This window comes from Streptomyces sp. NPDC021225, from assembly GCF_044332865.1.
Taxonomy (GTDB): domain Bacteria; phylum Actinomycetota; class Actinomycetes; order Streptomycetales; family Streptomycetaceae; genus Streptomyces.
The window spans coordinates 495,243-517,410 of record NZ_JBIRPV010000007.1 but is presented as its reverse complement, the minus strand read 5'-3'; the positions used below and the strand labels follow the sequence as shown (position 1 = coordinate 517,410).

Sequence of the window (22,168 nt, the reverse complement as noted above, 5' to 3'; positions counted from 1 at the left end):
GATCTGGTCCCTTCACCGGCAGGAACGTGCCGGACGATCCGAGTAAAGGCAGGGGTCTAGTCCACTCTCATGGACTGGCCGCGACCTTACTTCGGGGTGGGGCTCCCTGTCTCTACCTGTGCGGATCAAAGTTTGGACCGGCGGGGAATTTCGAACGGATCACCCCTGCGGCGTGGGTACACTGCTGTGGACGCGCCGACTTAGCTCAGCTGGTAGAGCACCGCTCTTGTAAAGCGAAGGTCGTCGGTTCGAGCCCGACAGTCGGCTCCATGCGCGCGCGGCCCTTCGTGGCGGATCACGGGGGGCCGTTCGTCTCGCTCCGTGAGCATCCCCGCTTCCACCCCCCGCCGCGGCTGTCAACAAATTGCCAGCCTCGCCCCTCCTTGATCGCCCACCGTGGCCTTCCGGATGCGCTGCGCGTTCGTGGTGGGGGCGTCGGGGGCGTCGGGGGCGGAGTTTCCCGGTCGGTGTGCAACTTGCTGACAATCCCGTGGGTGCCGCGTCATTGCGTTAAGCAGAAGTGGCGCAAAGGTGAGTGATTTTACCTGATCTTTACGAACTGAAGTGCGTTGACTGGCTTGCTGAGGGCGAACTAACCTCGCGCCGCAGGGGCTTGTGCGGCCTTTCCGGTCACAATCCACCCACTGGACAAGGGCTTCTTGGCTGCGGAAGAGAAGAGTTACTCGCGAGTTGAGAACCGGTGGGCCACGGTGGCGTGGAAGTTCGGTATGCGGAAGTTTCGTGATTCTGGTTGGCGGCGGTGTCATTGCAGATTCAATTACGGGGCGGCCGCCGACCGCCATCGCGGCCGTTCTTGGTCACCTTGGACGGTCGGCAGCAACCGACGGGTATGCGACGGACGTGTCGTGTGCCGCATGGGGGAGTCATGGCTGAACTGTCCAGTCTGAAACTGTCCAGTACGTCCAGTACGACCAGTGCGACCTGCATGAAGGAAGAGCCGGCGGTGTCCGTACTCGGCGCCCCGGCACAGTCCCCGCCGATGGTGCTGGCCACCGACGGCCCCGCCGTCAGACAGGCCATCGGGCAGCTGCTGACGCGCGCCAGGCACAGCATCAGCCTGATCGTGCCCGGCACCTTCGAGCGGGCCAAACCCATCCTCCCGCAGATGGGCCGGTTCACCGCCGTCGCCAACTCCGGGGTCACCGTGCGCGTGCTCTGCACCCCGCAGGTCCTGGCCCCGCTCGGCATCCTCGCCGCCGCGCGGCGCGGCCCCCTGGGCTATGAGGTCCGGGTCGCGGACGTCGATCTCCAGGGGACCGTGATCGCCGACGGCAGGGCCGCCTTCGGCCGGTCCGGCGGCGAACACGGCGGCCGCTACGCGACCTTCAACACCGACCCCGCCTCGGTCCGCGCGCTGGACCTGATGTTCGCCGGGGCCTGGGGCAGCGCGATGCCGTTGGAGGAGCACCAGCGCCTGGCCGAGCGGCTGCGCTCGGACTCCGTACGGATGATCCTGGAGCGTCTGCGAGAGGGCCACACGGACGATGTGGCGGCGCGCCAGATCAGGGTCTCGCTGCGCACCTATCGCCGCCATGTCGCGGCGATCATGCGTGACGTCGGGGCCAACTCCCGCTTCCAGGCCGGGGTGCGCGCCGTCGAGCTGGGGCTGTTGTCGGACGTCGACTGACGTGACCGGGCACGAGGAGGGCCGCACCGACAGCGAGCGGGCCGATGAGGCCATCGCCCAGGAACTCCTGGCGGTTCGCGCGCTCATAGCATCCACGGTCGTCGAAGCCGCCGCCGCCGAAGCCGCCGCCGCTGAATCCGCCGCCGCTGAATCCAGGGCCGCCGATTTCGCTGCCGCCGGATCCGTGACCGGTGAATCCGCGACGGCCGAATCCGTGACGGGTGAATCCGCGACGGCCGAATCCGTGACGGGTGAATCCGCGGCCGGCGAATCGGTGATCGGTGATTCCGCTGCCGCCGAGGGCTCCGGGCGACCGCTCGGGAAGTCCTGGGTCGCGGCGGTGGAAACGGACGAGGGAGAAATTCGAACGGCTGCCGAAGAGCTGATCCGGGAGGCCGAGGGGAATGTCGACGTCGTGCTCGCGGCGGAGGCCGCGCATGTCGGGGCGCTGCATTCCGTACTGAGCGAATGGCTCCGTTCCGGCGGCGAGGACGTGAGAACACGCGTGCTGTGCGCTCAGAACTCGCTCGACTGGAATTTTGTGCGGCGGCACGCCCGGGACGGACGGCCACTGGAGGTCCGGGTCGCCCGGATTCCGCTGCTCGCCGCGTTCATCGTCGACGGCCGCGCCGCGCTGGTGTGCGCCGACTCGGCGGTCGGACGCCGGGCCTCGGCGATCCGGGACCCGGGGGTCATCGAGACCCTCCAGACCCTCTTCGACGGGATCTGGCGCAACGCGGTGGTGGTGAACGAACAGGTCGATCTCGGCGGCCACGCCCGGATGGAGATGGTGCGGCCGATCCTGGAGTGGCTCAGGCTCGGCGTCACCGACGAGGTCGCCGCGCGCGAGCTGTCGGTCTCGGTGCGCACCTATCGCCGCTACGTCGCCGAGATCATGGCACTGCTGGGCGCGAGCTCCCGGTTCCAGGCCGGGGTGCGCGCCGCTGAGCTGGGGTTATTGCCGGCCAACCCGCCCGGTGACGCCCCGCGGGAGCCGCCGCGGGACGCCCCGCGTCACCGGCGCTGAGCCGGTGGCGGGGCGGGGCGGGCCGTGGCCGGTTGAGGTGCTGGCAGCTTCCTGTAGCCGCATTGCGGGTGCTCTGGGCGGACGGCTAGACATGATGAACTGACCTGACGAAAGCCGTGGTTGCGGACGGTCCTGGCGCATGGGAGTGACCGGCCCGACAAGGAGGCACTCTTATGGCGATCTCAACTCCTGAAAAGGTCCTGACGAGTCACCGGAAGGCGACGCGCGGAAAGCCGGCCCCGGCGGCTCCGGCGGCCCAGCCGGCGCCGATGGCGCCGACCGTCGCGGAGCGGACCTCTCCGGAGCAGCTGCTGAGCGGGGTCGGCGTGCTCGACAAGGCCTCGCTCCTGCTCGGCGTCCTGGAAGCGGGCCCGGCGTCCCTGGCCAGGCTGGTCTCCGCCACCGGCCTCAAACGCCCCACCGTGCACCGGCTGGTGCTCGCCCTTGAGCGGCTTCGGCTGCTGGCCCGGGACGCGCAGGGCCGGTTCATCCTGGGGCCGAGGCTCGGGCTGATGGCCCTGGAGGCGTGTCGGGACCACCTGGCGACATCGGCGGAGCCGGTGCTCTGCGAGCTGCGCGATCTGACCGGCGCCAGCGCCCGGCTCTACCGCCGCCGCGGATACATGCGGATCTGTGTCGCCGAGGCCCCGGTGGACGGCAACCCGGTCGCGCAGGACCGGGTGCCGGTCGGCGCCTCCCTGCCGATGAACGCCGGTCCCGTAGCCCAGGTGCTGCTGGCCTGGGAGCGGCCCGAAGACCTGTACGAGGGGCTGCGCGGCGCGCAGTTCACGGCCGCCACCCTCTCCGGCGTACGGCGCCAGGGCTGGGCGCAGAGCGTCGGCGGGCGGGAGCACGGGATAGCCGCCGTGGCGGCCCCGGTGCGCGGCCCCGGCGGCCGGGTGGTCGCCGCGCTGTCGATCTCCGGGCCCGTCGGGCGGATGTCCGGCACCCCGGGCCGGGTCTACGGCAGCGCGGTGATCGACGCGGCCGTCCGGCTGGGCAGCGGATTCCAGCGCTGACGCGCGGGGGGCGCTGACGCGCCGCCGGTACGGAGGGCTGAGCCGGGGGTGCCGCGGTCCGGGCGCTTCGTGTCGTGGGGCCCGTCGGCTCCGGCCCCTCACCAAGGCCCCGCCGCGGGGCCCGCGCCCCTGTCGCGGGTCTTCCGCCCCCTGTCGCGGGGTGGGTGCCGCTGCGGGATGCTGTCCGCATGCCGACGCCCGCCGAGCAGCAGCTCGCCCCCATGACCCTTGAGGACTACACCGCCCGGATGGCCCGGGCGGCCCGTACCGCCGCCGACGCCGGGCTGGCCGGGCTGGTGGTCACCCCCGGTCCGGACCTGACGCATCTGTGCGGCTACCGCCCCCCGGCGGTGACCGAGCGCCTCACCGCACTCCTGCTCGTCCCCGGGCAGACGCCGCGGCTGCTGGTACCCCTGCTGGAGCGGCCCGACGCGCTGGCCGCGACCGGCGCCGGGGCGATCGAGGTGACCGGCTGGACCGACGGCAGCGACCCGTACCGGACGGCGGCGGACACGCTGCCGGCGCGCGGCCGTTACGGCGTCTCCGACGAGACCTGGGCCGCCCACCTGCTCGGCCTCCAGCGCGCCCTCCCCGACACCTCCTACTCCGCGATCGGCGAGGCGCTGCCCATGCTGCGCGCGGTCAAGGACACCCACGAGGTGCAGCGGATCGCGGCGGCGGGGGCGGCGGCCGACGCGGCGTACGAGGAGATCGTGCGGGTGCGCTTCGCCGGGCGGCGGGAGCGCGACATCGCCGCCGACCTCAGCGAGCTGCTGCTGCGACACGGGCACAGCCAGGTCGACTTCACGCTCGTGTGCTCCGGCCCGAACGGCGCCGATCCGCACCACGAGGCCGGGGAACGGGTCATCGAGGAGGGCGACATGGTGGTGCTGGACTTCGGCGGCCTCAAGGACGGCTACGGCTCCGACACCACGCGCACCGTGCACGTCGGCGAGCCCACGAAGGAGGAGCGCAAGGTCCACGAGGTCGTACGGGAGGCGCAGCAGGCGGCGTTCGAGGCGGTCCGCCCGGGGGCGGCCTGCCAGGACATCGACCGGGCGGCGCGCCAGGTGATCACCGAGGCGGGCTACGGCGAGTACTTCATCCACCGCACCGGCCACGGCATCGGCGTCACGACGCATGAGCCGCCGTATATGACGGAGGGCGAGCAGCTCCCGCTGGTGCCGGGGATGTGCTTCTCGATCGAGCCGGGGATCTATCTGCCGGGGCGCTTCGGGGTGCGCATCGAGGACATCGTGACCTGCACGGAAACGGGCGGGCGGCGGCTGAACAACACGGCGCGGGAGCTGCGCGTGGTGGCGTAGCGGGCCTGGGCCTGGGCCTGGCCTCGGGTTTGTGCCCCGCGCCCCGCCGGGCCCGTCCCGCTCTCCCCACGTGGAGCGGGGCGGGACCCGGCGGGGCGGGGTGATCAGGGGACCAGGACGACCTTGCCCATCGTGGCGCGGGTCTCCAGGGCCCGGTGGGCGGCGGCCGCCTCGGCGAGGGGGAAGCGGTGGACGGCCGGGACGAGGCGGCCGGACGCGGCCTCGGCCATGGAGCGCTCTTCGAGGGTGCGGATCGGGTCCGGGCCGCCGGCCCTCTCCAGCATCGGCGGGCCGAGCACGACCTGGGAGGTGATGCCGCGCGCCGCCAGCTCCTCCTCGCCGAACTCCAGCGGGCCGCCACCGCCGGTGAGCAGCCCGCCCGAGGACCAGCCGAAGACGAGGTGACGGCCGCCGGGGCCGAGCAGGTCCACGCCCGCGCGGCCGGGCTCGCCGCCGACGCCGTCGAACAGCACGGTCGCGGGGCGGCCGCCGAGGGCGGCGCGGACCTGGTCCGGCCAGGCCGGGTCGGTGTAGTCGACGGCGATGTGGGCGCCCAGCTCGCGTACCCGCGCCACCTTCTCCGGTCCGCCCGCGAGCCCGACGACCGTGGCGCCGGCGTGCCCCGCGTACTGGACGACGAGCTGGCCGATCCCGCCCGCCGCCGAGGTGACGACCGCGACGTCGTCGGCGGCCAGATCGGCGAACTGGAGGATCCCCATGGTGGTCCTGCCGGTGCCGATCATGGCGACGGCCTGGGCCTCGTCCAGGTTGGCGGGCACCTCGTGCAGCTTGCCGGCGGCGACCACGGCCAGTTCGGCGTAGCCGCCGGGGACCATCCCGAGGTGGGCGACGACGCGCTTGCCCAGCCACGCCGGGTCGGTGCCCTCGCCGAGCGCCTCGACGGTGCCCGCGACCTCACGGCCGGGGATGGTCGGCAGTTCGGGCGCGGAGTGCACGGCGGAGGTCAGGCCCTGGCGCAGTGCGGTGTCGAGGAGGTGGACACCGGCGGCGGCCACCGCGATCCGGACCTCGCCGGGGCCGGGGAGCGGATCGCCGGTCTTCTCGAGGACCAGGTTCTCGGCGGGGCCGAAGGCGTGCAGACGGACGGCGTACATGGGGTCTCCCAGGGGTTGCGGGGCTGTCGTACGGCCACCCTCCAACCTCAACCAAAGGTGAAGTCAAGGAGTGTTGAGCGGCGCGGAGACGTGACGGCCCTCACCGCGACCTCCACCTGTGCGCCACCCGTCGAGCGCGAGGGCGGCGGCGGTGAGGGCGCTGTTGAACGACACCTCGCAGAGCACTCCCGGCGCGGCCACCTGGTCGCCCGCCAGATACACCCCCTCGCCCCGGTCGACCGCCGGCCGGTCGTGCCAGGTGGTGCCGGGCGCGTCCACCGCTCCCGTACGCCCGTTGGCCGTGGACTCCCGCCGCCAGACCGTGCGCTCGCGCCAGCCCGGGAAGCCCAGGTCCAGCAGGCGTTCGGCGCGGGCGACGCCGTCCGCCCTGGTCTCGTCCGGGGCGATGGGCAGCTGGCCCTGGATCAGCTGCTCGCCGGGCGGGGCCAGGGTGGGGTCCTGGGCCGTGAAGCGCTCGATCCAGCCGGGGGAGTCGAGGTCGGAGACGGCGAACGCGTCGCCGCGCCGGGTGCGTACGGCCAGGTCGAGCAGCACCGTGCGGCCGCTGTCCCAGGTCAGGGAGGCGTCGCCGAGGAGCGCGCGGGCGGCGGGCAGCGCGGTCGCGACGATCACCGGCCCGCCCGGGGCGGCGGGCAGCGCGTCCATGCGGGAGCCGGTCTCGATCCGTACGCCGAGCTTCCAGGCGTAATCGGCCATGCGTTCGATGGTCGTGCCCCAGCCGCCGCGCACATAGTGGGCCTCCGGCGGCACCTTGGCGGCGCGCCGGAACCGCTCCTGGACGAACGCGGCGGACAGCCGGCCGGGGGCGTGGTGGAAGAGGGCGACGGCGGCGTAGTTCGCGGCCGCGCGCGCCCCGGCCGCGCCGACCACGCCCGTCGCCCAGGTGGCGAAGTCGGCGTCGACCGGCGCCCGCCTGGTCAGCAGCAGCCTGAGCATGGCGGCCGGGGGTACGCGGCGCAGCCGTCCGCCGCGGTGGAAGCGCAGCCGGGCGGCTTCCAGGGGCGGGAGGCCGGCGAGCGGGCCGAGCAGCCCGCGCTGCCTCAGCCATGGCCAGTGCGGCCCGCCCGCGTAGAAGGCGTGCGGGCCCTCGTTGACGCGGTACGGGCCGGGGGCGGTGCGGGCGCGGCCGCCGAGCGTGTGGTGGGCCTCGTGCAGGGTGACCGGGGCCCCGGCCTCGGCGGCGGCGATGGCCGCGGTGAGGCCCGCGAGGCCGCCGCCGATGACGGTGATGCGGTGCATGGGCAGCACTCCTTCCCGTGCTGCGACCCGGGTGGGACCGGATCGCTTCCCCTGTACGACGACGCGGTGGCGCGAGATGTGACATCGGGCCGCTGTCCGGCCGTTGTCAGTGGCGTGGTTCACGATGGAGAGCGGGCCACGGCGAGCGCGAATGGACGGAGCGGTGATGGCAGGGCGCGGCAGGAGCGGGACGGCGGCGGGCGCGGTGCGGGCGGCGCGGCGGCCGGAGGTGACGCTGCCCGGGCTGCGGCCCTACGAGGGCGGGGAGCTGGAGCCGGAGGGGGACTACGACGGGCTGGAGTTCGCGGACCTGGACTTCGCCGGGCAGCGGGCGGGCGGCGCCCGCTTCCTGGACTGCGGGATCCGCCGCTGCGCGTTCGACGAGGTCCGGCTGGCCCGGGCCAGATTCCTCGACTGTGTGCTGGAGGGCGTGCGGGGCGTGGGCACCGATGCGTCCGAGGCGCGGCTGCGGGATGTGGAGCTGGTCGACGCCCGGCTGGGCGGGGTCCAGCTGCACGGCGCGGTGCTGGAGCGGGTGGTGGTGCGCGGCGGGAAGATCGACTATCTGAATCTGCGGACGGCCCGGCTCACGGACGTCGTCTTCGAGGGGTGTGTCCTCGCCGAGCCGGACTTCGGCGGGGCGGTGCTGGAGCGCGTGGAGTTCGTGGACTGCGCGCTGCGCCGGGTGGACTTCAGCCAGGCGCGGATGAAGGACGTGGACCTGCGCGCGGTCGCGGAGCTGGACATCGCGCGGGGCGTGGAGGACCTGGCGGGCGCGGTGATCAGCCCGACCCAGCTGCTCGACCTGGCCCCGGTGCTCGCGGCCCGGCTGGGGCTGCGGGTGGAGGACGCGGCCCGGACCGGGGATCAGAGGCGGGGGTAGCGGGCCTGTAGGTCCCACACCGCCGGGTTGTCGGCCAGCCCCTCGTGCATATCGGTGAGGTCCGCGATCAGGTCGTGCAGGAAGTCGCGGGCCTCCCGGCGCAGCGCGGCGTGGTTGAAGGTGAGCGGGGGCTCCTCGGCCGGCGCCCAGTCGGCCGTGACGTCCACCCAGCCGAAGCGCCGCTCGAAGAGCATCCGGTCCGTCGACTCGGTGAAGTCCAGCTCGGCGTGGACGGGGCGCGCGGAGCGGTTGCCGCGCGGGTCGCGGTCGAGCCGCTCGACGATGTCGCACAGCGCCCAGGCGAAGTCGAGCACGGGCACCCATCCCCAGGCTGTGGACAGCTCCCGGTCCGCCTTGGTGTCGGCGAGGTAGACATCGCCGCAGAACAGGTCGTGGCGCAGGGCGTGCACGTCCGCGGTGCGGTAGTCCGTCTGCGGGGGGTCGGGGAAGCGGCGGGAGAGGGAGTAGCCGAGGTCGATCACACGGTCGATGGTGTCACGGCGCCCGCACCCGCCGTGCGGTGCCGTCCCCGTCCTGCCGGGGCGGGACGGCACCGCACGCGAGCACATGGCTCAGTGGCCGCGGGCGATCCACTCCTCCAGGTGCGGAGCCTCGTCGCCGATGGTGGTCGGGTCGCCGTGGCCCGTGCGGACGACGGTCTCCGGCGGCAGCGACAGCAGCCGCTCCCGGATCGACTCGATGATCGTCGGGAAGGACGAGTACGAGCGGCCGGTCGCCCCGGGGCCGCCCTGGAAGAGCGTGTCACCGGAGAAGACGGTGGTCAGCGTGGGGGCGTGGAGGCAGACCGCGCCGGGGGAGTGGCCGGGGGTGTGCAGCACCCGCAGCTCGGTGCCGGCCACGGTGAGGACGTCGCCGTCGGCGAGCGCCCCGTCCGGCTTGCGGTCCGGGTGGCGCATGCGCCACAGCACCTCGTCGTCCGGGTGCAGCAGGATCGGCGCGCCCGTGCGGTCGGCGACGTCCGGGGCCGCGTCGATGTGGTCGTCGTGGCCGTGGGTGCACAGGATGCCGAGCAGCCGCCGGTCCCCGACCGCCTCGATGATCGCGTCCGCGTCATGGGCGGCGTCGATGACGTACACCTCGCTGTCGTCGCCGACCAGCCAGACGTTGTTGTCCACCTCCCAGGTGGAGCCGTCCAGGGAGAAGGTGCCGGAGGTGACCAGCCGGTCGACGCGTACGGGCGGTGGCGTCATCAGAGCGTCACCACCGAGCGCAGCACCTCGCCGCGCTGCATCTTCGCGAACGCCTCCTCGACATCGTCGAGCCCGATCGTCTCGCTGACGAACGCGTCGAGGTCGAGCCGCCCCTGGAGATACAGGTCGATCAGCATCGGGAAGTCGCGGGAGGGCAGACAGTCCCCGTACCAGGAGGACTTGAGCGCGCCGCCGCGTCCGAAGACGTCCAGCAGCGGCAGCTCCAGCTTCATCTCCGGGGTGGGAACCCCGACCAGTACCACGGTGCCGGCCAGGTCACGGGCGTAGAAGGCCTGCCGGTAGGTCTCGGGGCGGCCGACCGCGTCGATCACGACATCGGCGCCGTGGCCGCCGGTCAGCTCCCGGATGGCCTCGACGGCATCGGCCGTCTTGCCGTTGACCGTGTGGGTGGCGCCCAGCCCGCGCGCCTGCTCCAGCTTCCGGTCGTCCACGTCCACCGCGATGATCTTCGAAGCCCCGGCCAGCAGGGACCCGGCGATCGCCGCGCCGCCGACGCCGCCGCAGCCGATGACGGCGACCGAGTCGCCGCGCCCCACCCCGCCGGTGTTGATGGCCGCGCCGAGGCCGGCCATCACGCCGCAGCCCAGCAGGCCCGCCGCCGCGGCCGATGCGGCCGGGTCGACCTTGGTGCACTGCCCGGCGGCGACGAGGGTCTTCTCGGCGAAGGCGCCGATGCCCAGGGCCGGGGAGAGCGGGGTGCCGTCGGTGAGCGTCATGGGCTGGTTGGCGTTGTGGGTGTTGAAGCAGTACCAGGGGCGGCCGCGGCGACAAGCCCGGCACTGGCCGCACACCGCACGCCAGTTCAGGATCACGAAGTCACCGGGGGCCACGTCCGTGACGCCCTCCCCGACGGACTCCACGACGCCCGCCGCCTCGTGGCCGAGCAGGAACGGGAACTCGTCGTTGATGCCGCCCTCCCGGTAGTGCAGGTCGGTGTGGCATACACCGCAGGCCCGTACCTGCACCACCGCCTCGCCGGGACCGGGGTCCGGAACCACGATCGTCTCGATCCTGACCTGCTCGCCTTTGCCCGGGGCGATGACACCGCGTACGTGTTGAGTCATGGCAGCAGCGTAAGCGCCATCAGCGGTGCGGACGGAGACGGGCCGCACCGGGGTGCGGTGCGGCCCGTCGCCGCTTCGGCGCTCTTGGCGCGCGCCTACTTCGGGTGCTTCAGGCGTTTCTGGTGTTTCAGGTGCTTCAGTTCACGCTGATCCCGGTCCAGGCGGCCGCGACGGCCTTGTACTCGGCGCTGTTCGCCCCGTACAGGTCGGTCGCCGCGCTGAGCGTGGCGGTGCGGGCCTGTGCGTACTTGGAGGTGGAGGTCAGGTACGTGGTCAGCGCCTTGTACCAGATCTTGGTGGCCTTGTCCCGGCCGATGCCGGTGAGCGTGGCCCCGTTGGACGTCGGGCTGTTGTAGCTGACGCCGTTGATGGTCTTCGCGCCGCTGCCCTCGGACAGCAGGTAGAAGAAGTGGTTGGCGGGCCCGGAGGAGTAGTGGACGTCGATGTTGCCGAGCGTCGAGGACCAGTAGTCCCGGGACGCCCCGTCCTTGCTGGGCTTGTCCATGTAGCGCAGCGGGGTGCCGTCGCCGTTGATGTTGATCTTCTCGCCGATGAGGTAGTCACCGACGTCGGAGGCGTTGGCGGAGTAGAACTCCACGGCGGTGGCCATGATGTCGGAGGTGGCCTCGTTGAGGCCGCCGGACTCGCCGCTGTAGTTGAGCTTGGCGGTGGCCGCGGTCACGCCGTGGCTCATCTCGTGGCCGGCCACGTCCATCGAGGTGAGCGCGTTGTTGTTGCCGGAGCCGTCGCCGTAGGTCATGCAGAAGCAGGAGTCCTGCCAGAAGGCGTTGACATAGCTGTTGCCGTAGTGGGTCCGGGAGTACGAGCCGACGCCGTCGTTCTTGATGCCGTTGCGGCCCAGCACCTCCTTGTAGAAGTCCCAGGTCTCGGCGGCACCGTAGTGTGCGTCGACGCCGGCGGTCTGGCGGCCGCCGCCCCACACGTCGTCGGCGTCGGTGAACAGGGTGCCGGTGCCCGACGTGCCCTGGTTCAGGTCATACGTCTTGTGGTTGCCGCGCGTGCTGTCGGTGAGGCTGTAGGTGCTGCCGCTCTTGGTGGTGCCGAGCGTGACCGTGCCGCTGTACTTGCTGGTGCCGGAGCCGGTCTTGACGGCCTCGTCGGTGAACAGCTTCTCGCCGGTGGCGGCGTCGGTGATGACGTGCAGCTCGCTCGGGGTGCCGTCCTTCTGCATGCCGGTGACGACGGTCTCCCAGGCCAGGACCGGCTTCCCGGTCGCCGCCCAGATGACCTTGCGCGGCGACTTGCCGGCCTTGTCGTCGGTGGGCGCCGCCTTGAGGGCGGACTTCTTGGCGTCGGCGGACGGTACCTCCGCGGCCGTGCTCGCCACGGATATCCGGGCCGAGGTCGCCTTGGTCACGCTGCGCGCGCCGCTCGTCTTCTCGTGGACGACGAGGTCGCCGCCGAGGACGGGCAGGCCGTCGTAGGTGCGCTCGTACCGGGTGTGGACGGTGCCGTCCGCGTCCTTGATGACGTCCCGGACGACCAGCTTCTCCTTGGCCCCGAGCCCGAGGTACTCGGCCTGGGCGGAGGCGTCGGCCTGCGCGGCCTGGATCGCGGAGGCGCGCTCCTGGGCGGAGAGCGGCAGCGCCGTCGCGCCGGCCTCACGGCTCAGCTCGGCCTGGGCGTTGGCCGGGCCGGACTGCATGCCGATCACGACCATCGCGGCGGAGGCGACGAGGGCGGCCGCGCGGACGGACTTCTTGCGGGTGGCGGAAGCTATGGATCTCACTCGGTCTCCTAGCCTTGGGGCCGCTGGGTCGCGGCCCTGTGTAGGGGGTGCGGGCAGCCGTGGGTGGGCCGCCCGGTGGTGCGAGGAGTGGTGCGTGAGTGGTGCTTGCTTCGGTGGTGCCGACACCTGGCGCGCGGTCAGCTGACGCCGACTGAAGCTGACGTGCATCTGACATGCGCGGTGACCGAGCAGAGATTGTCATCGAACGATCGGTTCGGACAGGTCTGAAACAAGAATTTGACTTTGCGTTGTCTCTGGCGGAAGCGATTCCGGTCAGGTTTTCGCCACTTACCCGCGCCTGGAAGATGAGGGCTTGTCAGTTTTCGTGCGGTCGTCCATGTCCCCCCGACCGGACCCGCCCTGACCGGCCGACCAGCTCGCGAGCACCGCCAGCTTCTCCGCGGCGGCCGAACCCGGAACCGCCGCGTAAGTGACCAGGAGTTGGTCAGGATCGCCAGGGAGCGCCAGCGTTTCGTACGACAGTTCCAGATCGCCCACGACCGGATGGCGCAGCCGCTTGAGCCCGTGTGTCTTCTCCTTGACCGGGTGATCGGCCCAGAGCCGGCGGAATGTCTCGTTCTTCATCGCCAGCTCGCCGATCAACGATGCCATCAGGGGATCGTCCGGGTGCCGACCCGCGTCGAGCCGCAGATAGCCCACCGTCTCCGCGGCCACGGTGGGCCACTCCGCGTAGAGCTCGCGGGCCGCCGGGTCCAGAAAGGTGTGCCGGGCCGCGTTGCGCTCCCCCTCGGGCATCGCGGAGAACCCCGACACCGCGTCCGCGAGGGCGTTCCAGGCCAGGACGTCCATGCGCCGGCCGAGAAGGAACGCGGGCGTGCCGGTCATGGTCTCCAACAGCGTGTGCACGCCCGTACGCACCCGCTGACCGCCCGCCCGGCGCCCCGCCGCGCCCCGGCCCGGGCCCCGCCGCGGCCGGGCCAGATCCCGCAGATGGGTGTGTTCCGCCTCGTTCAGCCGCAGCACCCGCGCCACCGCGTCGAGCACCGCGTCGGACACATTCGTCCCGCGCCCCTGCTCCAGCCGGACGTAGTAGTCCACGCTGACCCCGGCCAGCTGGGCCACCTCCTCCCGGCGCAGCCCCGGCACCCGGCGCCGCCCATGGGAGATCAGCCCCACGTCGTCAGGGCGTATACGGGCGCGCCGTGAGCGGAGGAAGTCACCGAGAGCGTCATCAGCCATGCCTCGAGAGTAGGTCAGACCCCTTCCGCCAACCTGGTACTGGCAGACCCAGGAAAAGCGTCACCCTGGGTACGGCGGCGCGGCGGCCGCAACCTTGAGGACGTGCCGGACGGCACGACACCACCGCACGACACCTCAGGAGCATCCGAGATGAACCACGCAGACTCGCGCCAGAACGACCTCGCCGGGCGCACCGCCGTCATCACCGGGGCCGCCAGCGGCATGGGCGCGGCGACCGCCCGGCTGCTCGCCGCCCGGGGCGCCCGGGTGGCGCTGTGGGCGCGGCGCGCCGACCGGCTGGACGGACTGGCCAAGGAGATCGCCGCCGAGGGCGGCCAGGCCCTCGCGGTCCCGGTCGACGTGACCGACGAGGCCGCGGTCGCCGCCGGCGCCGCCCGGGTGCACGACGCCTTCGGCCCGGTGGACCTGGTGATCAACGGCGCCGGGGTGATGCTGCCCAACCCGATCGACGCCGGCCGGACCGACGAGTGGACCCGCATGGTGGACACCAATCTCACCGGCGCGCTGCGCGTCGTGGGCGCCTTCACCCAGGACCTGCTCGCCGCGGCGGCGGACGGCAGGCCGGCCGACCTCGTCAACATCTCCTCCATCGGGGCACATGTGCCGTTCCCCACGTATGCGGTGTACTCGGCGACGAAGGCCGCGCTCACCCAGCTGTCGGCGTCGCTGCGCACCGAATTCGGCCCGCGGAATGTGCGCGTCACCAACATCGAGCCGGGGCTGACCGAGAGCGAGCTGGCCGACCATGTCGACAACGCGACGGCGACCGGCCAGCTGGACGACATGTTCGCCGCGCTCGGGGGGCTCTCCTCCGAGGACATCGCCGACCTGATCGCGTACGTCACCAGCCGCCCGGCCCATGTGAACCTGCGCCAGGTGATCGTCCTGCCGACGCGGCAGGCGTGAGCAGGGCTGTGCTGCCGCCGGGGTAGTTACCTGTTGTGACAGTGGAATTGCTGCGGGTGTCCTAAATTGGATGGCGCAAGTGGCCCCTTGCGCCATCAAGGGGCGGAAACGGGACAAGGGGTGGGCACATGCCGTTCCAGCCGCGCGAACTCCAGCCGGATCGATCCGCTCGTGATCTGCTCGGCTTCGAGATCCGGCGCTATCGGGAGAAGGCGGGCATGTCACTCCGGCGGCTCGCGGAGGTGTTGAACTACAGCAAGTCGCACCTCGCACGGATCGAGGGAGGGGAGTCCCTGCCGGAGGATGACCAACTGCCGTCGAAGCTCGACACCTGCTTCGGCACGGAGGGGCTCTTCATCAGGCTGTACGGGTTGGCGAGAAAGGAGCCGTTCCCCGGCAAGTACCGCCGTGTGATGGAGATCGAGAGCCGGGCGCTGGCCATTGAGTCGTACGTGAGCGCCACCGTGCACGGCCTGCTCCAGACCCCGGAGTTCGCGGACCGGTGGCTACGGTGCGGGCACCCGGACGCCCCGGACGGGGAAATCGCGTCGCTGGTCAAGGCGAGGCTCGACCGACAGACGCGCCTGAGCGCGTCCAGGCCGCCGCGCTGTTGGTTCGTTCTCGACGAGACGGTGCTGCGGCGCCGGGTCGGGACCCCTGAAGTGATGCACCACCAGATGGCAAGGCTGCTCGAGCGCGCGGCTCAGCCGAACATCACTGTCCAGATCCTGCCCTTCGCCGCAGGCGGCGAGCACCCCGATCTGGGTGGTTCGCTGACGCTCTTCACGCCGCCAGACCACGCGCAGGTGGCCTATGTAGAAGGCAGCCGATTCGGGACGATCATCGAGGACCGGGACGGGGTGGTAGAGCGCCAGCAGTCCTACGATCTGTTCAGGGCCATGGCCCTCTCGCCTTATGACTCCGAGGCGATGATCCGAGCGGCGATGGAGGACTGGAAGGCATGTCGACCACCCCTGACCTGAGCACCGCTGTCTGGCGCAAGAGCAGCTACAGCAATGCTGACGGCGGCGAATGCGTCGAGGTGGCCGACGGCCACCCCGGCATAGTCCCCGTACGTGACTCCAAGCACCCCCACGGCCCCGCCCTGATCTTCCCCGCCCCCGCGTGGTCCACCTTCGTGGCGGAGCTCAAAGGCGACGGCATCGCCATGCGCTGACCCCCGAAACGACCGAGGGCCGCCCCTCTGGCAGGGCGGCCCTCAGCGTCTTGCGCGCTACGTCCGTCAGACGTTGACGCCGAAGTCCTTGGCGATGCCCGCCAGGCCCGCGGCGTAGCCCTGGCCGACCGCGCGGAACTTCCACTCCGCGCCGTTGCGGTAGAGCTCGCCGAAGACCATCGCGGTCTCGGTCGCCGCGTCCTCGCTCAGGTCGTAGCGGGCGATCTCGGCGCCGCCGGCCTGGTTGATGATGCGGATGAACGCGTTCCGAACCTGGCCGAAGTTCTGGCTGCGGGACTCGGCGTCGTAGATGGAGACCGGGAAGACGATCTTCTCGACGTCGGCGGGGAGGCCCGCCAGGTTGACGTTGATCTGCTCGTCGTCGCCCTCGCCCTGGCCGGTGACGTTGTCACCGGTGTGGACGATGGACTGGTCCGGGGTGGACTTGTTGTTGAAGAAGATGAAGTGCTGGTCCGAGTAGACCTTGCCGCTCGGGTTCACGGCGATGGCGCTCGCGTCCAGGTCGAAGTCGGTACCGGTGGTGGTGCGGACGTCCCAGCCGAGACCCACCGTGACGGCGGTCAGGCCCGGTGCCTCCTTGGTGAGCGAGACGTTGCCGCCCTTGGACAGGCTTACAGCCATGGGGAGTCCCTTTCGTGGTCGAGTCCTCGGTGCTTCGTACTCCGGACGAAGCTACCGTCACCCTCCTCAACGCGGTCCGCCACCCACCGGTTCCAGCTTCCTTTACCTTCTTTGCCAATCTTTAGCGCCGGGCGGTCCGGACAAAAGCAGGTGACGAGCCCGCGGCGGCGCGGGATCATGGGGGACATGTCCGGGCCCTATGTCATCCGTGGCTCGGTCTCCCTGCCGGAGGCCGAGCTCATGTGGCGTTTCTCGCGGTCGTCCGGGCCGGGCGGGCAGCACGTCAACACCAGCGACAGCCAAGTGGAGCTGCGCTTCGACCTGGCCGCGACCGAGGCGCTTCCGCCGGTGTGGAAGCAGCGCGCGCTGGAGCGGCTGGCGGGGCGGCTGGTCGGCGGGGTGGTGACCGTGCGGGCCTCCGAGCACCGCTCGCAGTGGCGCAACCGCGAGACGGCGGCGGTCCGGCTCACGTCGCTGCTGGCCGAGGCGACCGCGCCGCCGCCCAAGCCGCGCCGTCCGACCCGTATCCCACGCGGTATCAACGAGCGGCGGCTGCGGGAGAAGAAGCAGCGCGGCGACACCAAGCGGGGGCGGTCCGGGCGGGACTGGGGCTAGGTGCGGGCTCGGGGCCTGAGTTGTGGTGAGTATCGGACAGCGACACGCCGACACCACGGCGTGTCGCTGTCCGATACTCACCACAAAATCACTGGCGCAGGACGGAGCGGACCGCGTCCGGGGTGCGGCCGACCACCGTCGTGCCGTCGTCGGCCGTGATGATCGGTCGCTGGATCAGGATCGGATGGGCGGCCAGCGCCTCGGTCCACCGGGCGCGGGCGGACTCCTCGCGCGGCCAGTCGGCCAGGCCCAGTTCGGCCGCCACGGACTCGCCGGTGCGGGTGATGTCCCAGGGCTCCAGGCCGAGGCGGCGCAGCACGTCCTCGATCTCCTGGGCGGTCGGCGGCGCCTCCAGATAGCGGCGCACCGTGTACTGGGCGCCCTCGGCGTCCAGCAGGGTCAGCGCGGAGCGGCACTTGGAGCAGGCCGGATTGATCCAGATTTCCATGGCGGAGGACGTTACCCCAGCGTGCGGTAGCGGCTCCGGAAGTACATCAGCGGGCCGCCGTCCGCGCTCGGGGTGCCCGCCGAGAGCACTCGGCCGATCACGAGCGTGTGGTCGCCAGCCGTCACCCGCTGCTCGGTGCGGCTCTCCATGACCGCCAGCGCGCCGCCGACGAGGGGTGCGCCCGAGGCCTCGCCGCGTGAGTAGGGGATGTCTTCGAACAGCAGCCTGTCGCTGATGCGCCCCTTCATGGCGAAGCGTCCCGCTATATGGCGCTGGCTTTCCGACAGGACCGATACCGCCCAGAGGGGCTGTCGGGCCAGTAGGTCGTCCATCCGCGAGCCGTTGCGAACGCTCACCATGACGAGCGGCGGGTCAAGTGACACCGACATAAACGCGGTGGCCGTCATGCCGACGTCCTCGCCGCGCGGCCCGTCCTCCGGGTCGTGGGCGGTCACCAGCACCACGCCCGCGGACAGCCGGGACAGGGCGGCGCGGAACTCGTCCTCGCTCACCCCACCAGCATGGGGGATGGCGGGCTGCGCGGGCGCGGAAGACGATGAGTGCGGCACGTATTGAACGCTAACGTCGGCCCGGCCGGTCCCGCATCGGACCCCGGGACCAGGCCGGTCCTAGGTCGCGGGCCGTATGTGCCGTACGCCCCGGGTGGCAGCCGGCCGCCTTCGGATGACTGGCGAGGGGCGTTTCAGGATTTGCAATCACAAAAATAAGGAGCGCTCCCACGCTTGTCTCCAAGGCTTGAACACTGTCTGTGACATGACTCACACCAGGCAGTAATTGTTGACCCTGTGTACCGAGTGAACAGCTCGCTGTGATTCAGTGGCCATGGCATTCGGACGACGAGAAGGACGACAAGAAGCCAGGAGTTGCTGTCGAGGTCTCGGGGGAGTAGCGATCGATGGAGACCGAGTCGGAGCCGTACATCCGCCTTGCGACCCTGCGGCTGTTGCACCAGGTGGTCGCCGATCTGAACACCGCCCGCAGCCTCGCCGACACCGTGCAGACCGTCGCCGACGGGGTGATCGCCGGGCTCGGTTTCGAGCTCTCGGCCGTCCATCTGGTCCGCCCGGACGGTGACCTGGTCGTCGCGGCCGTCGGCGGCAGCGCCGGGGCCGAGGCCCTGATGGCCGGCCGGGTCGGCTCGCGCGTCGCATGGGACCGCCGGCTGTCCATGGGGGACCGCTGGGGCGATCTGCGCTTCATCCCGTACAGCGAGGGGTGGGTGCTCGACGACGACGACGTTCAGGAGTGGCACACCCCCGGGCCCGCGCCCCGCTTCCCCGACGAGTGGCACCCCATGGACCGCCTGTTCGCCCCGATGTACACGGCGGGCGGCTCCGGCGGCGAGCTGATCGGCGTCATCTCCGTCGACAAGCCGCGCAGCGGCCGGCGCCCCGGCGCCTGGGGGCGCGAGGCCCTCCAGATGTACGCCTTCCACGCCGCCACCGCGATCGGCAACGCCCGCCTGCGCGCCAATATGCAGCGCGCGCTGCTGCGCCTGGAGCGTGAGCAACAGGCCCTGCGCGCCAGCGAGGAGAGCTTCCGGCAGGCCTTCGAGTACGCGCCCAGCGGCATGGCCATCGCCGAGATGGGCGGCGACCAGCAGGGGCGGCTGCTGCGCGCCAACGACGCGCTGTGCCGGCTGCTGGGCCGGCCGGCCTCCGCCCTGCGCCGCTACTCCTTCTCCGACCTCGTCCACCGCGAAGACATCGGCACCCTCGTGCGCACCTCCGCCGAGGGCGGCCGCTCCGAGCTGCGGCTGGCCCGCCGGGACGGCAGCTATGTCTGGGTGAGCCTGCGCAACTCCGTGGTCGCGGACGCGGCCGACGGCCCGCGCTTTCTGCTCACCCACGTCGAGGACATCGAGGAGCGCAAGACCCATGAGCTACAGCTCGCCCACCGCGCCAGCCACGACTCGCTGACCGGCCTGCCCAACAGCGCCGAACTGCGCGCCCGCCTCGGCAGCAGGCTGTGCGGCAGCCCGCCGGGGCCGGGGGAGTACGGGTCGGGGTACGGGTCCGCGGGCGACGCCGCGGAGGCGGGCGGGTTCTCCCGCGGCTACGACGAGTTCGACGGGCCGGGGCTGTTCGACGGGCCGGGCGGGCCGGGCTTCGGCGGCGGCATTCCGTACGAGCCGCATGTGCACACCATCGCGCCGCGGGGGGACGGCGACGTCGACGACGGCCACAAGGGGCTGGCCGTTCTCTTCTGCGACCTGGACGGCTTCAAGTCGATCAACGACCGGTTCGGCCACCATGCCGGCGACGCCGTCCTCATCGAGGTCGCCCGCCGGCTGGCCGCCGGGGTGCGGGAGGGGGATACCGTGGCCCGTCTCGGCGGCGACGAGTTCGTGGTCCTCGCGGACGGCCTCGGCCGGGCCGACGCCAAGGACCTGGCCGGCCGGCTGCGCAACGCCATCACCCCGCCGATCCGGGTCGACGGCCGGGCCGTCCGGGTCGGGGCCAGCTTCGGTATCGGCTGGGCCGGTTGCGGAATGACCGCCGAGGAAGTGCTCCGCTCGGCCGACCAGCGGATGTATATCGAGAAGCGGTCCCGTAGCAAGGAGCGCCGCCGCGCGGGATGAGCGCTCTGGAACCGGGGTTGTGTTCGTCGCGGTAGGCTGCCCCGATGCGGCACTGCCGCCGACGGTGAATCGATCATGAATATTGGCCATCCGGACAGTGCATGCCCTGTTGCGGCCTTCCCGGCCCTGATATGAGCTGTCATGGCGCGTACGCACCTGAGCGCCGTTGGCCATATGCACAGGGGAGTGACGAGAGGGATGACGGCCGGTAACAACGGCTCGGACGCGCCGGAGAACGACGACCCGTTCGCCTATCTGTACCGCTCGGAAGGCGGGCAGGGCGGAGAGTCCGGCTCCGCCTCCCGGGCCGGCGGCTACGGCTACCCGGGCCCGGCCGCCCCGCAGCAGCCAGGGGTCCCCCGCACCTCGTACAACCACGTCCGCGCGGTCGGCGAGCGCACCTACGGGCAGCAGAACCAGCAGGGGCAGCAGGGGCAGCAGGGGCAGCAGATCCCGAATCAGCAGGCCCACTACGCCGCCCCCGAGACCCTTCCCGGCGGAGGCGGCTCCCGCCGGGCCGCCCCCTCGCGCGGCGCCGGCGGCCGCGGCCCCAACAACAAGGGGCTGCTCATCGGCGCGATCGCCGTCGTCGCCGTGGTCGTGGTCGGCATCGGCATCGCGATGATCACGAACAACGGCGACGACAAGGACGACAAGGCCGGCCCGACCAACTCGCCCACGGCGTCCGCGAGTGCCGAGCCCAGCGAGACCCCCGGGGCCTCCAAGGATCCGTCCGAGTTGCCCAGCGAGGACGCGTGGGGCTTGCGTCTGGAGGGCGGCGCGGGCCCCGCGACGGACATCCCCGGCGCCAAGGGTGAGGGCGGTAAGTACGTCGGCGGGCTGAACACCCCCGGCGCGTCCGTGACCTGGAACGTGGACGTCGCCAAGGCGGGCCCGTACCGGGTGTACGCGAGGTACGGCGTGCCCGGCGAGAACCAGTCGCTCTCGCTCACCGTCAACGGGGAGCGGTCGACCCGGCCGATCAATATGGAGAACTTCATCCCGGACGCGAAGAAGGGCGACTGGGAGAAGAGCTGGACGAGCACCTGGTCCCTCGTCAACCTCAAGGAGGGCGCCAACACCGTCAAGGTGTCCTGTGAGGCCGGTGACAAGTGCGAGGTCATCCTCGACCAGCTGTGGCTCACGGGTAAGGACGGCTGACGGCCGTCGGCTGAGGGCGGTCAGGCCGCCGGGTCCTCGGTGACCTCGATCCGCCCCAGCAGCTCCTCGTAGGTGCCGCGGTCGAACTCGCCCGCCGCCGGGGCCCGTACGGCCGCCGCCGACAGGGCCACCGCGCGCGCCAGCCGATCCGGCCACGGGGCCCCCTCGACCAGGCCGGACAGCAGCCCGGCCACCGCGGAGTCCCCCGCCCCCGTCGGGTTGCCCGCGAGGCGGCGCGGCGGGGCGGCCCGCCAGGTGCCCTCGGCGGTGACCGCGAGCATGCCGTCCGCGCCGAGCGAGGCGGCCACCGCGTGCGCCCCACGCCGCCGGGCGTCCCGCGCGGCGCGCAGCGGCTCGGTGGAGCCGGTGAGCCCGGCGAGTTCGTGGGCGTTGGGCTTGACGATGTCGGGGCGCGCGGCGACGCCGCGGCGCAGGGGCTCGCCGCTGGTGTCCAGCAGTGTGGGCACGCCCGCCGCGCGCGCCTCCCGGATGAGCCGCGCGTACGTCCCCACGGGGACGCCGGGCGGCAGGCTGCCGCACAGCGCCACCGCCGACGCCTCGCGCAGCAGCTCGGCGTACGCGCCCAGGAAGGCGGCCCACTCGGGGGTGGTGACGATCGGGCCCGGCTCGTTGAGCTGGGTGGTGTCGCCGGAGTCGGCGTCGACGACGCCGACGGTGCGGCGCGTCGTCCCGGCGATCGGCACCAGGGCGTCCGTCACGGCGCCGCCGAGCTCGGCGAGCCGCTCCCGCAGGACGGTCCCCGTCACGCCTCCGGCGAAGCCGGTGACGACGGCGCGGTGGCCGAGGGCGGCCAGCACCCGGGCGACATTGAGGCCCTTGCCGCCGGGCCGTTCGGTGACCTCGGTGACGCGGTGGGTGGTGTGGGCGCGCAGGCGCGGCACCTGATAGGTGATGTCCAGGGCGGTGTTGAGCGTGACCGTCAGGATCACCCTGGCATCCCCTTCGTCCGTCCCCGCCCGGCCCGAATCCCCGGCGTTGCGGCACACGCACGCGCGAACATCCGTGCGCCCGTGTGTGCCGCCACATGTGTGCCTGTGCGAGCCGCGTGTGTG

Annotated in this window: 22 protein-coding genes and 1 tRNA gene; 12 read left to right on the top strand and 11 right to left on the bottom strand. The window is 71.9% G+C overall.

Annotated features, from left to right (window positions below; genetic code table 11):
• The first annotated feature begins 194 nt into the window (after positions 1 to 194).
• The 5 genes from ACH4S9_RS31145 (at position 195) to ACH4S9_RS31125 (ending at position 5,019) form a co-directional block, all read left to right on the top strand.
• Positions 195 to 270, top strand: a tRNA-Thr gene (locus ACH4S9_RS31145).
• Between the two features lie 676 nt (positions 271 to 946).
• A complete protein-coding gene (locus ACH4S9_RS31140) occupies positions 947 to 1,648 on the top strand; it encodes a hypothetical protein (protein ID WP_311724500.1) in 702 nt (233 codons plus the stop codon).
• A 1-nt stretch (position 1,649) separates the two neighbouring features.
• Positions 1,650 to 2,675, top strand: a complete 1,026-nt coding sequence (locus ACH4S9_RS31135; RefSeq protein ID WP_398374817.1) for a LuxR family transcriptional regulator — start codon at positions 1,650 to 1,652, stop codon at positions 2,673 to 2,675.
• A 269-nt stretch (positions 2,676 to 2,944) separates the two neighbouring features.
• Positions 2,945 to 3,694 carry an IclR family transcriptional regulator gene (locus ACH4S9_RS31130; protein WP_398374815.1) on the top strand — a complete coding sequence of 250 codons (750 nt, stop codon included), beginning with the start codon at positions 2,945 to 2,947 and terminating at the stop codon, positions 3,692 to 3,694.
• A 221-nt stretch (positions 3,695 to 3,915) separates the two neighbouring features.
• On the top strand, positions 3,916 to 5,019 hold the full coding sequence (locus tag ACH4S9_RS31125; RefSeq protein ID WP_311724642.1) for an aminopeptidase P family protein: 1,104 nt from the start codon (positions 3,916 to 3,918) through the stop codon (positions 5,017 to 5,019).
• A gap of 104 nt (positions 5,020 to 5,123) precedes the next feature.
• Here ACH4S9_RS31125 and ACH4S9_RS31120 read toward each other — a convergent pair whose 3' ends face one another.
• Positions 5,124 to 6,134: a zinc-binding dehydrogenase gene (locus tag ACH4S9_RS31120; protein ID WP_398374813.1), complete on the bottom strand. Its 1,011-nt coding sequence runs from the start codon at positions 6,132 to 6,134 to the stop codon at positions 5,124 to 5,126.
• A gap of 63 nt (positions 6,135 to 6,197) precedes the next feature.
• Positions 6,198 to 7,394, bottom strand: a complete 1,197-nt coding sequence (locus tag ACH4S9_RS31115; RefSeq protein ID WP_398374811.1) for an NAD(P)-binding protein — start codon at positions 7,392 to 7,394, stop codon at positions 6,198 to 6,200.
• 166 nt (positions 7,395 to 7,560) lie between these two features.
• On the opposite strand from ACH4S9_RS31115, the gene ACH4S9_RS31110 reads away from it, so the two are divergent.
• Complete coding sequence (locus ACH4S9_RS31110; RefSeq protein WP_398374809.1) at positions 7,561 to 8,277, top strand: pentapeptide repeat-containing protein; 717 nt, start codon at positions 7,561 to 7,563, stop codon at positions 8,275 to 8,277.
• On the opposite strand, the gene ACH4S9_RS31105 is transcribed toward ACH4S9_RS31110, so the two are convergent.
• From ACH4S9_RS31105 to ACH4S9_RS31085, 5 genes are all read right to left on the bottom strand, one after another.
• Positions 8,262 to 8,759, bottom strand: a complete 498-nt coding sequence (locus tag ACH4S9_RS31105) for a hypothetical protein (RefSeq protein WP_352133549.1) — start codon at positions 8,757 to 8,759, stop codon at positions 8,262 to 8,264. The two genes, ACH4S9_RS31110 and ACH4S9_RS31105, sit on opposite strands and share 16 nt — an antisense overlap.
• A gap of 90 nt (positions 8,760 to 8,849) precedes the next feature.
• Positions 8,850 to 9,488, bottom strand: coding sequence for an MBL fold metallo-hydrolase (locus ACH4S9_RS31100; RefSeq protein WP_398374807.1), 639 nt, complete (start codon positions 9,486 to 9,488; stop codon positions 8,850 to 8,852).
• A complete protein-coding gene (locus ACH4S9_RS31095) occupies positions 9,488 to 10,573 on the bottom strand; it encodes an S-(hydroxymethyl)mycothiol dehydrogenase (RefSeq protein WP_398374805.1) in 1,086 nt (361 codons plus the stop codon). Before ACH4S9_RS31095 ends, ACH4S9_RS31100 begins: the two co-directional genes overlap by 1 nt.
• A gap of 136 nt (positions 10,574 to 10,709) precedes the next feature.
• Entirely contained in the window at positions 10,710 to 12,323 is a 1,614-nt protein-coding gene (locus ACH4S9_RS31090) for a M4 family metallopeptidase (RefSeq protein WP_358846089.1), read from the bottom strand.
• A gap of 288 nt (positions 12,324 to 12,611) precedes the next feature.
• Positions 12,612 to 13,523: a helix-turn-helix transcriptional regulator gene (locus tag ACH4S9_RS31085; protein ID WP_398374803.1), complete on the bottom strand. Its 912-nt coding sequence runs from the start codon at positions 13,521 to 13,523 to the stop codon at positions 12,612 to 12,614.
• A 150-nt stretch (positions 13,524 to 13,673) separates the two neighbouring features.
• Between ACH4S9_RS31085 and ACH4S9_RS31080 the strand changes: the two genes are divergently transcribed.
• The 3 genes from ACH4S9_RS31080 (at position 13,674) to ACH4S9_RS31070 (ending at position 15,627) form a co-directional block, all read left to right on the top strand.
• A complete protein-coding gene (locus ACH4S9_RS31080; RefSeq protein WP_311724489.1) occupies positions 13,674 to 14,450 on the top strand; it encodes an SDR family oxidoreductase in 777 nt (258 codons plus the stop codon).
• Between the two features lie 128 nt (positions 14,451 to 14,578).
• Entirely contained in the window at positions 14,579 to 15,433 is an 855-nt protein-coding gene (locus ACH4S9_RS31075; RefSeq protein ID WP_398374801.1) for a Scr1 family TA system antitoxin-like transcriptional regulator, read from the top strand.
• Entirely contained in the window at positions 15,412 to 15,627 is a 216-nt protein-coding gene (locus tag ACH4S9_RS31070) for a DUF397 domain-containing protein (protein WP_385346986.1), read from the top strand. The genes ACH4S9_RS31075 and ACH4S9_RS31070 overlap by 22 nt, the downstream gene beginning before the upstream one ends.
• Before the next feature lie 66 nt (positions 15,628 to 15,693).
• On the opposite strand, the gene ACH4S9_RS31065 is transcribed toward ACH4S9_RS31070, so the two are convergent.
• Positions 15,694 to 16,269 carry a TerD family protein gene (locus tag ACH4S9_RS31065; protein ID WP_311724486.1) on the bottom strand — a complete coding sequence of 192 codons (576 nt, stop codon included), beginning with the start codon at positions 16,267 to 16,269 and terminating at the stop codon, positions 15,694 to 15,696.
• Between the two features lie 177 nt (positions 16,270 to 16,446).
• Here ACH4S9_RS31065 and arfB point away from each other — a divergent pair, with 177 nt between their 5' ends.
• A complete protein-coding gene (gene arfB / locus ACH4S9_RS31060; protein WP_398374905.1) occupies positions 16,447 to 16,884 on the top strand; it encodes an alternative ribosome rescue aminoacyl-tRNA hydrolase ArfB in 438 nt (145 codons plus the stop codon).
• Positions 16,885 to 16,972: 88 nt separating this feature from the next.
• On the opposite strand, the gene ACH4S9_RS31055 is transcribed toward arfB, so the two are convergent.
• Together ACH4S9_RS31055 and ACH4S9_RS31050 are read right to left on the bottom strand one after the other, a co-directional pair.
• Entirely contained in the window at positions 16,973 to 17,332 is a 360-nt protein-coding gene (locus tag ACH4S9_RS31055) for an arsenate reductase family protein (protein WP_398374798.1), read from the bottom strand.
• An 11-nt stretch (positions 17,333 to 17,343) separates the two neighbouring features.
• The gene (locus ACH4S9_RS31050; RefSeq protein ID WP_311724483.1) at positions 17,344 to 17,844 is read right to left on the bottom strand and encodes a flavin reductase family protein; all 501 of its coding nucleotides are present in this window, start codon (positions 17,842 to 17,844) and stop codon (positions 17,344 to 17,346) included.
• 404 nt (positions 17,845 to 18,248) lie between these two features.
• Between ACH4S9_RS31050 and cdgB the strand changes: the two genes are divergently transcribed.
• A complete protein-coding gene (cdgB, locus tag ACH4S9_RS31045) occupies positions 18,249 to 19,934 on the top strand; it encodes a diguanylate cyclase CdgB (RefSeq protein ID WP_398374796.1) in 1,686 nt (561 codons plus the stop codon).
• Between the two features lie 198 nt (positions 19,935 to 20,132).
• On the top strand, positions 20,133 to 21,095 hold the full coding sequence (locus ACH4S9_RS31040) for a CBM35 domain-containing protein (protein ID WP_398374794.1): 963 nt from the start codon (positions 20,133 to 20,135) through the stop codon (positions 21,093 to 21,095).
• 20 nt (positions 21,096 to 21,115) lie between these two features.
• Here the strand turns inward: ACH4S9_RS31040 and ACH4S9_RS31035 are convergent, their stop codons facing one another.
• Positions 21,116 to 22,045, bottom strand: a complete 930-nt coding sequence (locus ACH4S9_RS31035; RefSeq protein WP_358846100.1) for a 1-phosphofructokinase family hexose kinase — start codon at positions 22,043 to 22,045, stop codon at positions 21,116 to 21,118.
• Between the last annotated feature and the right edge of the window lie 123 nt (positions 22,046 to 22,168).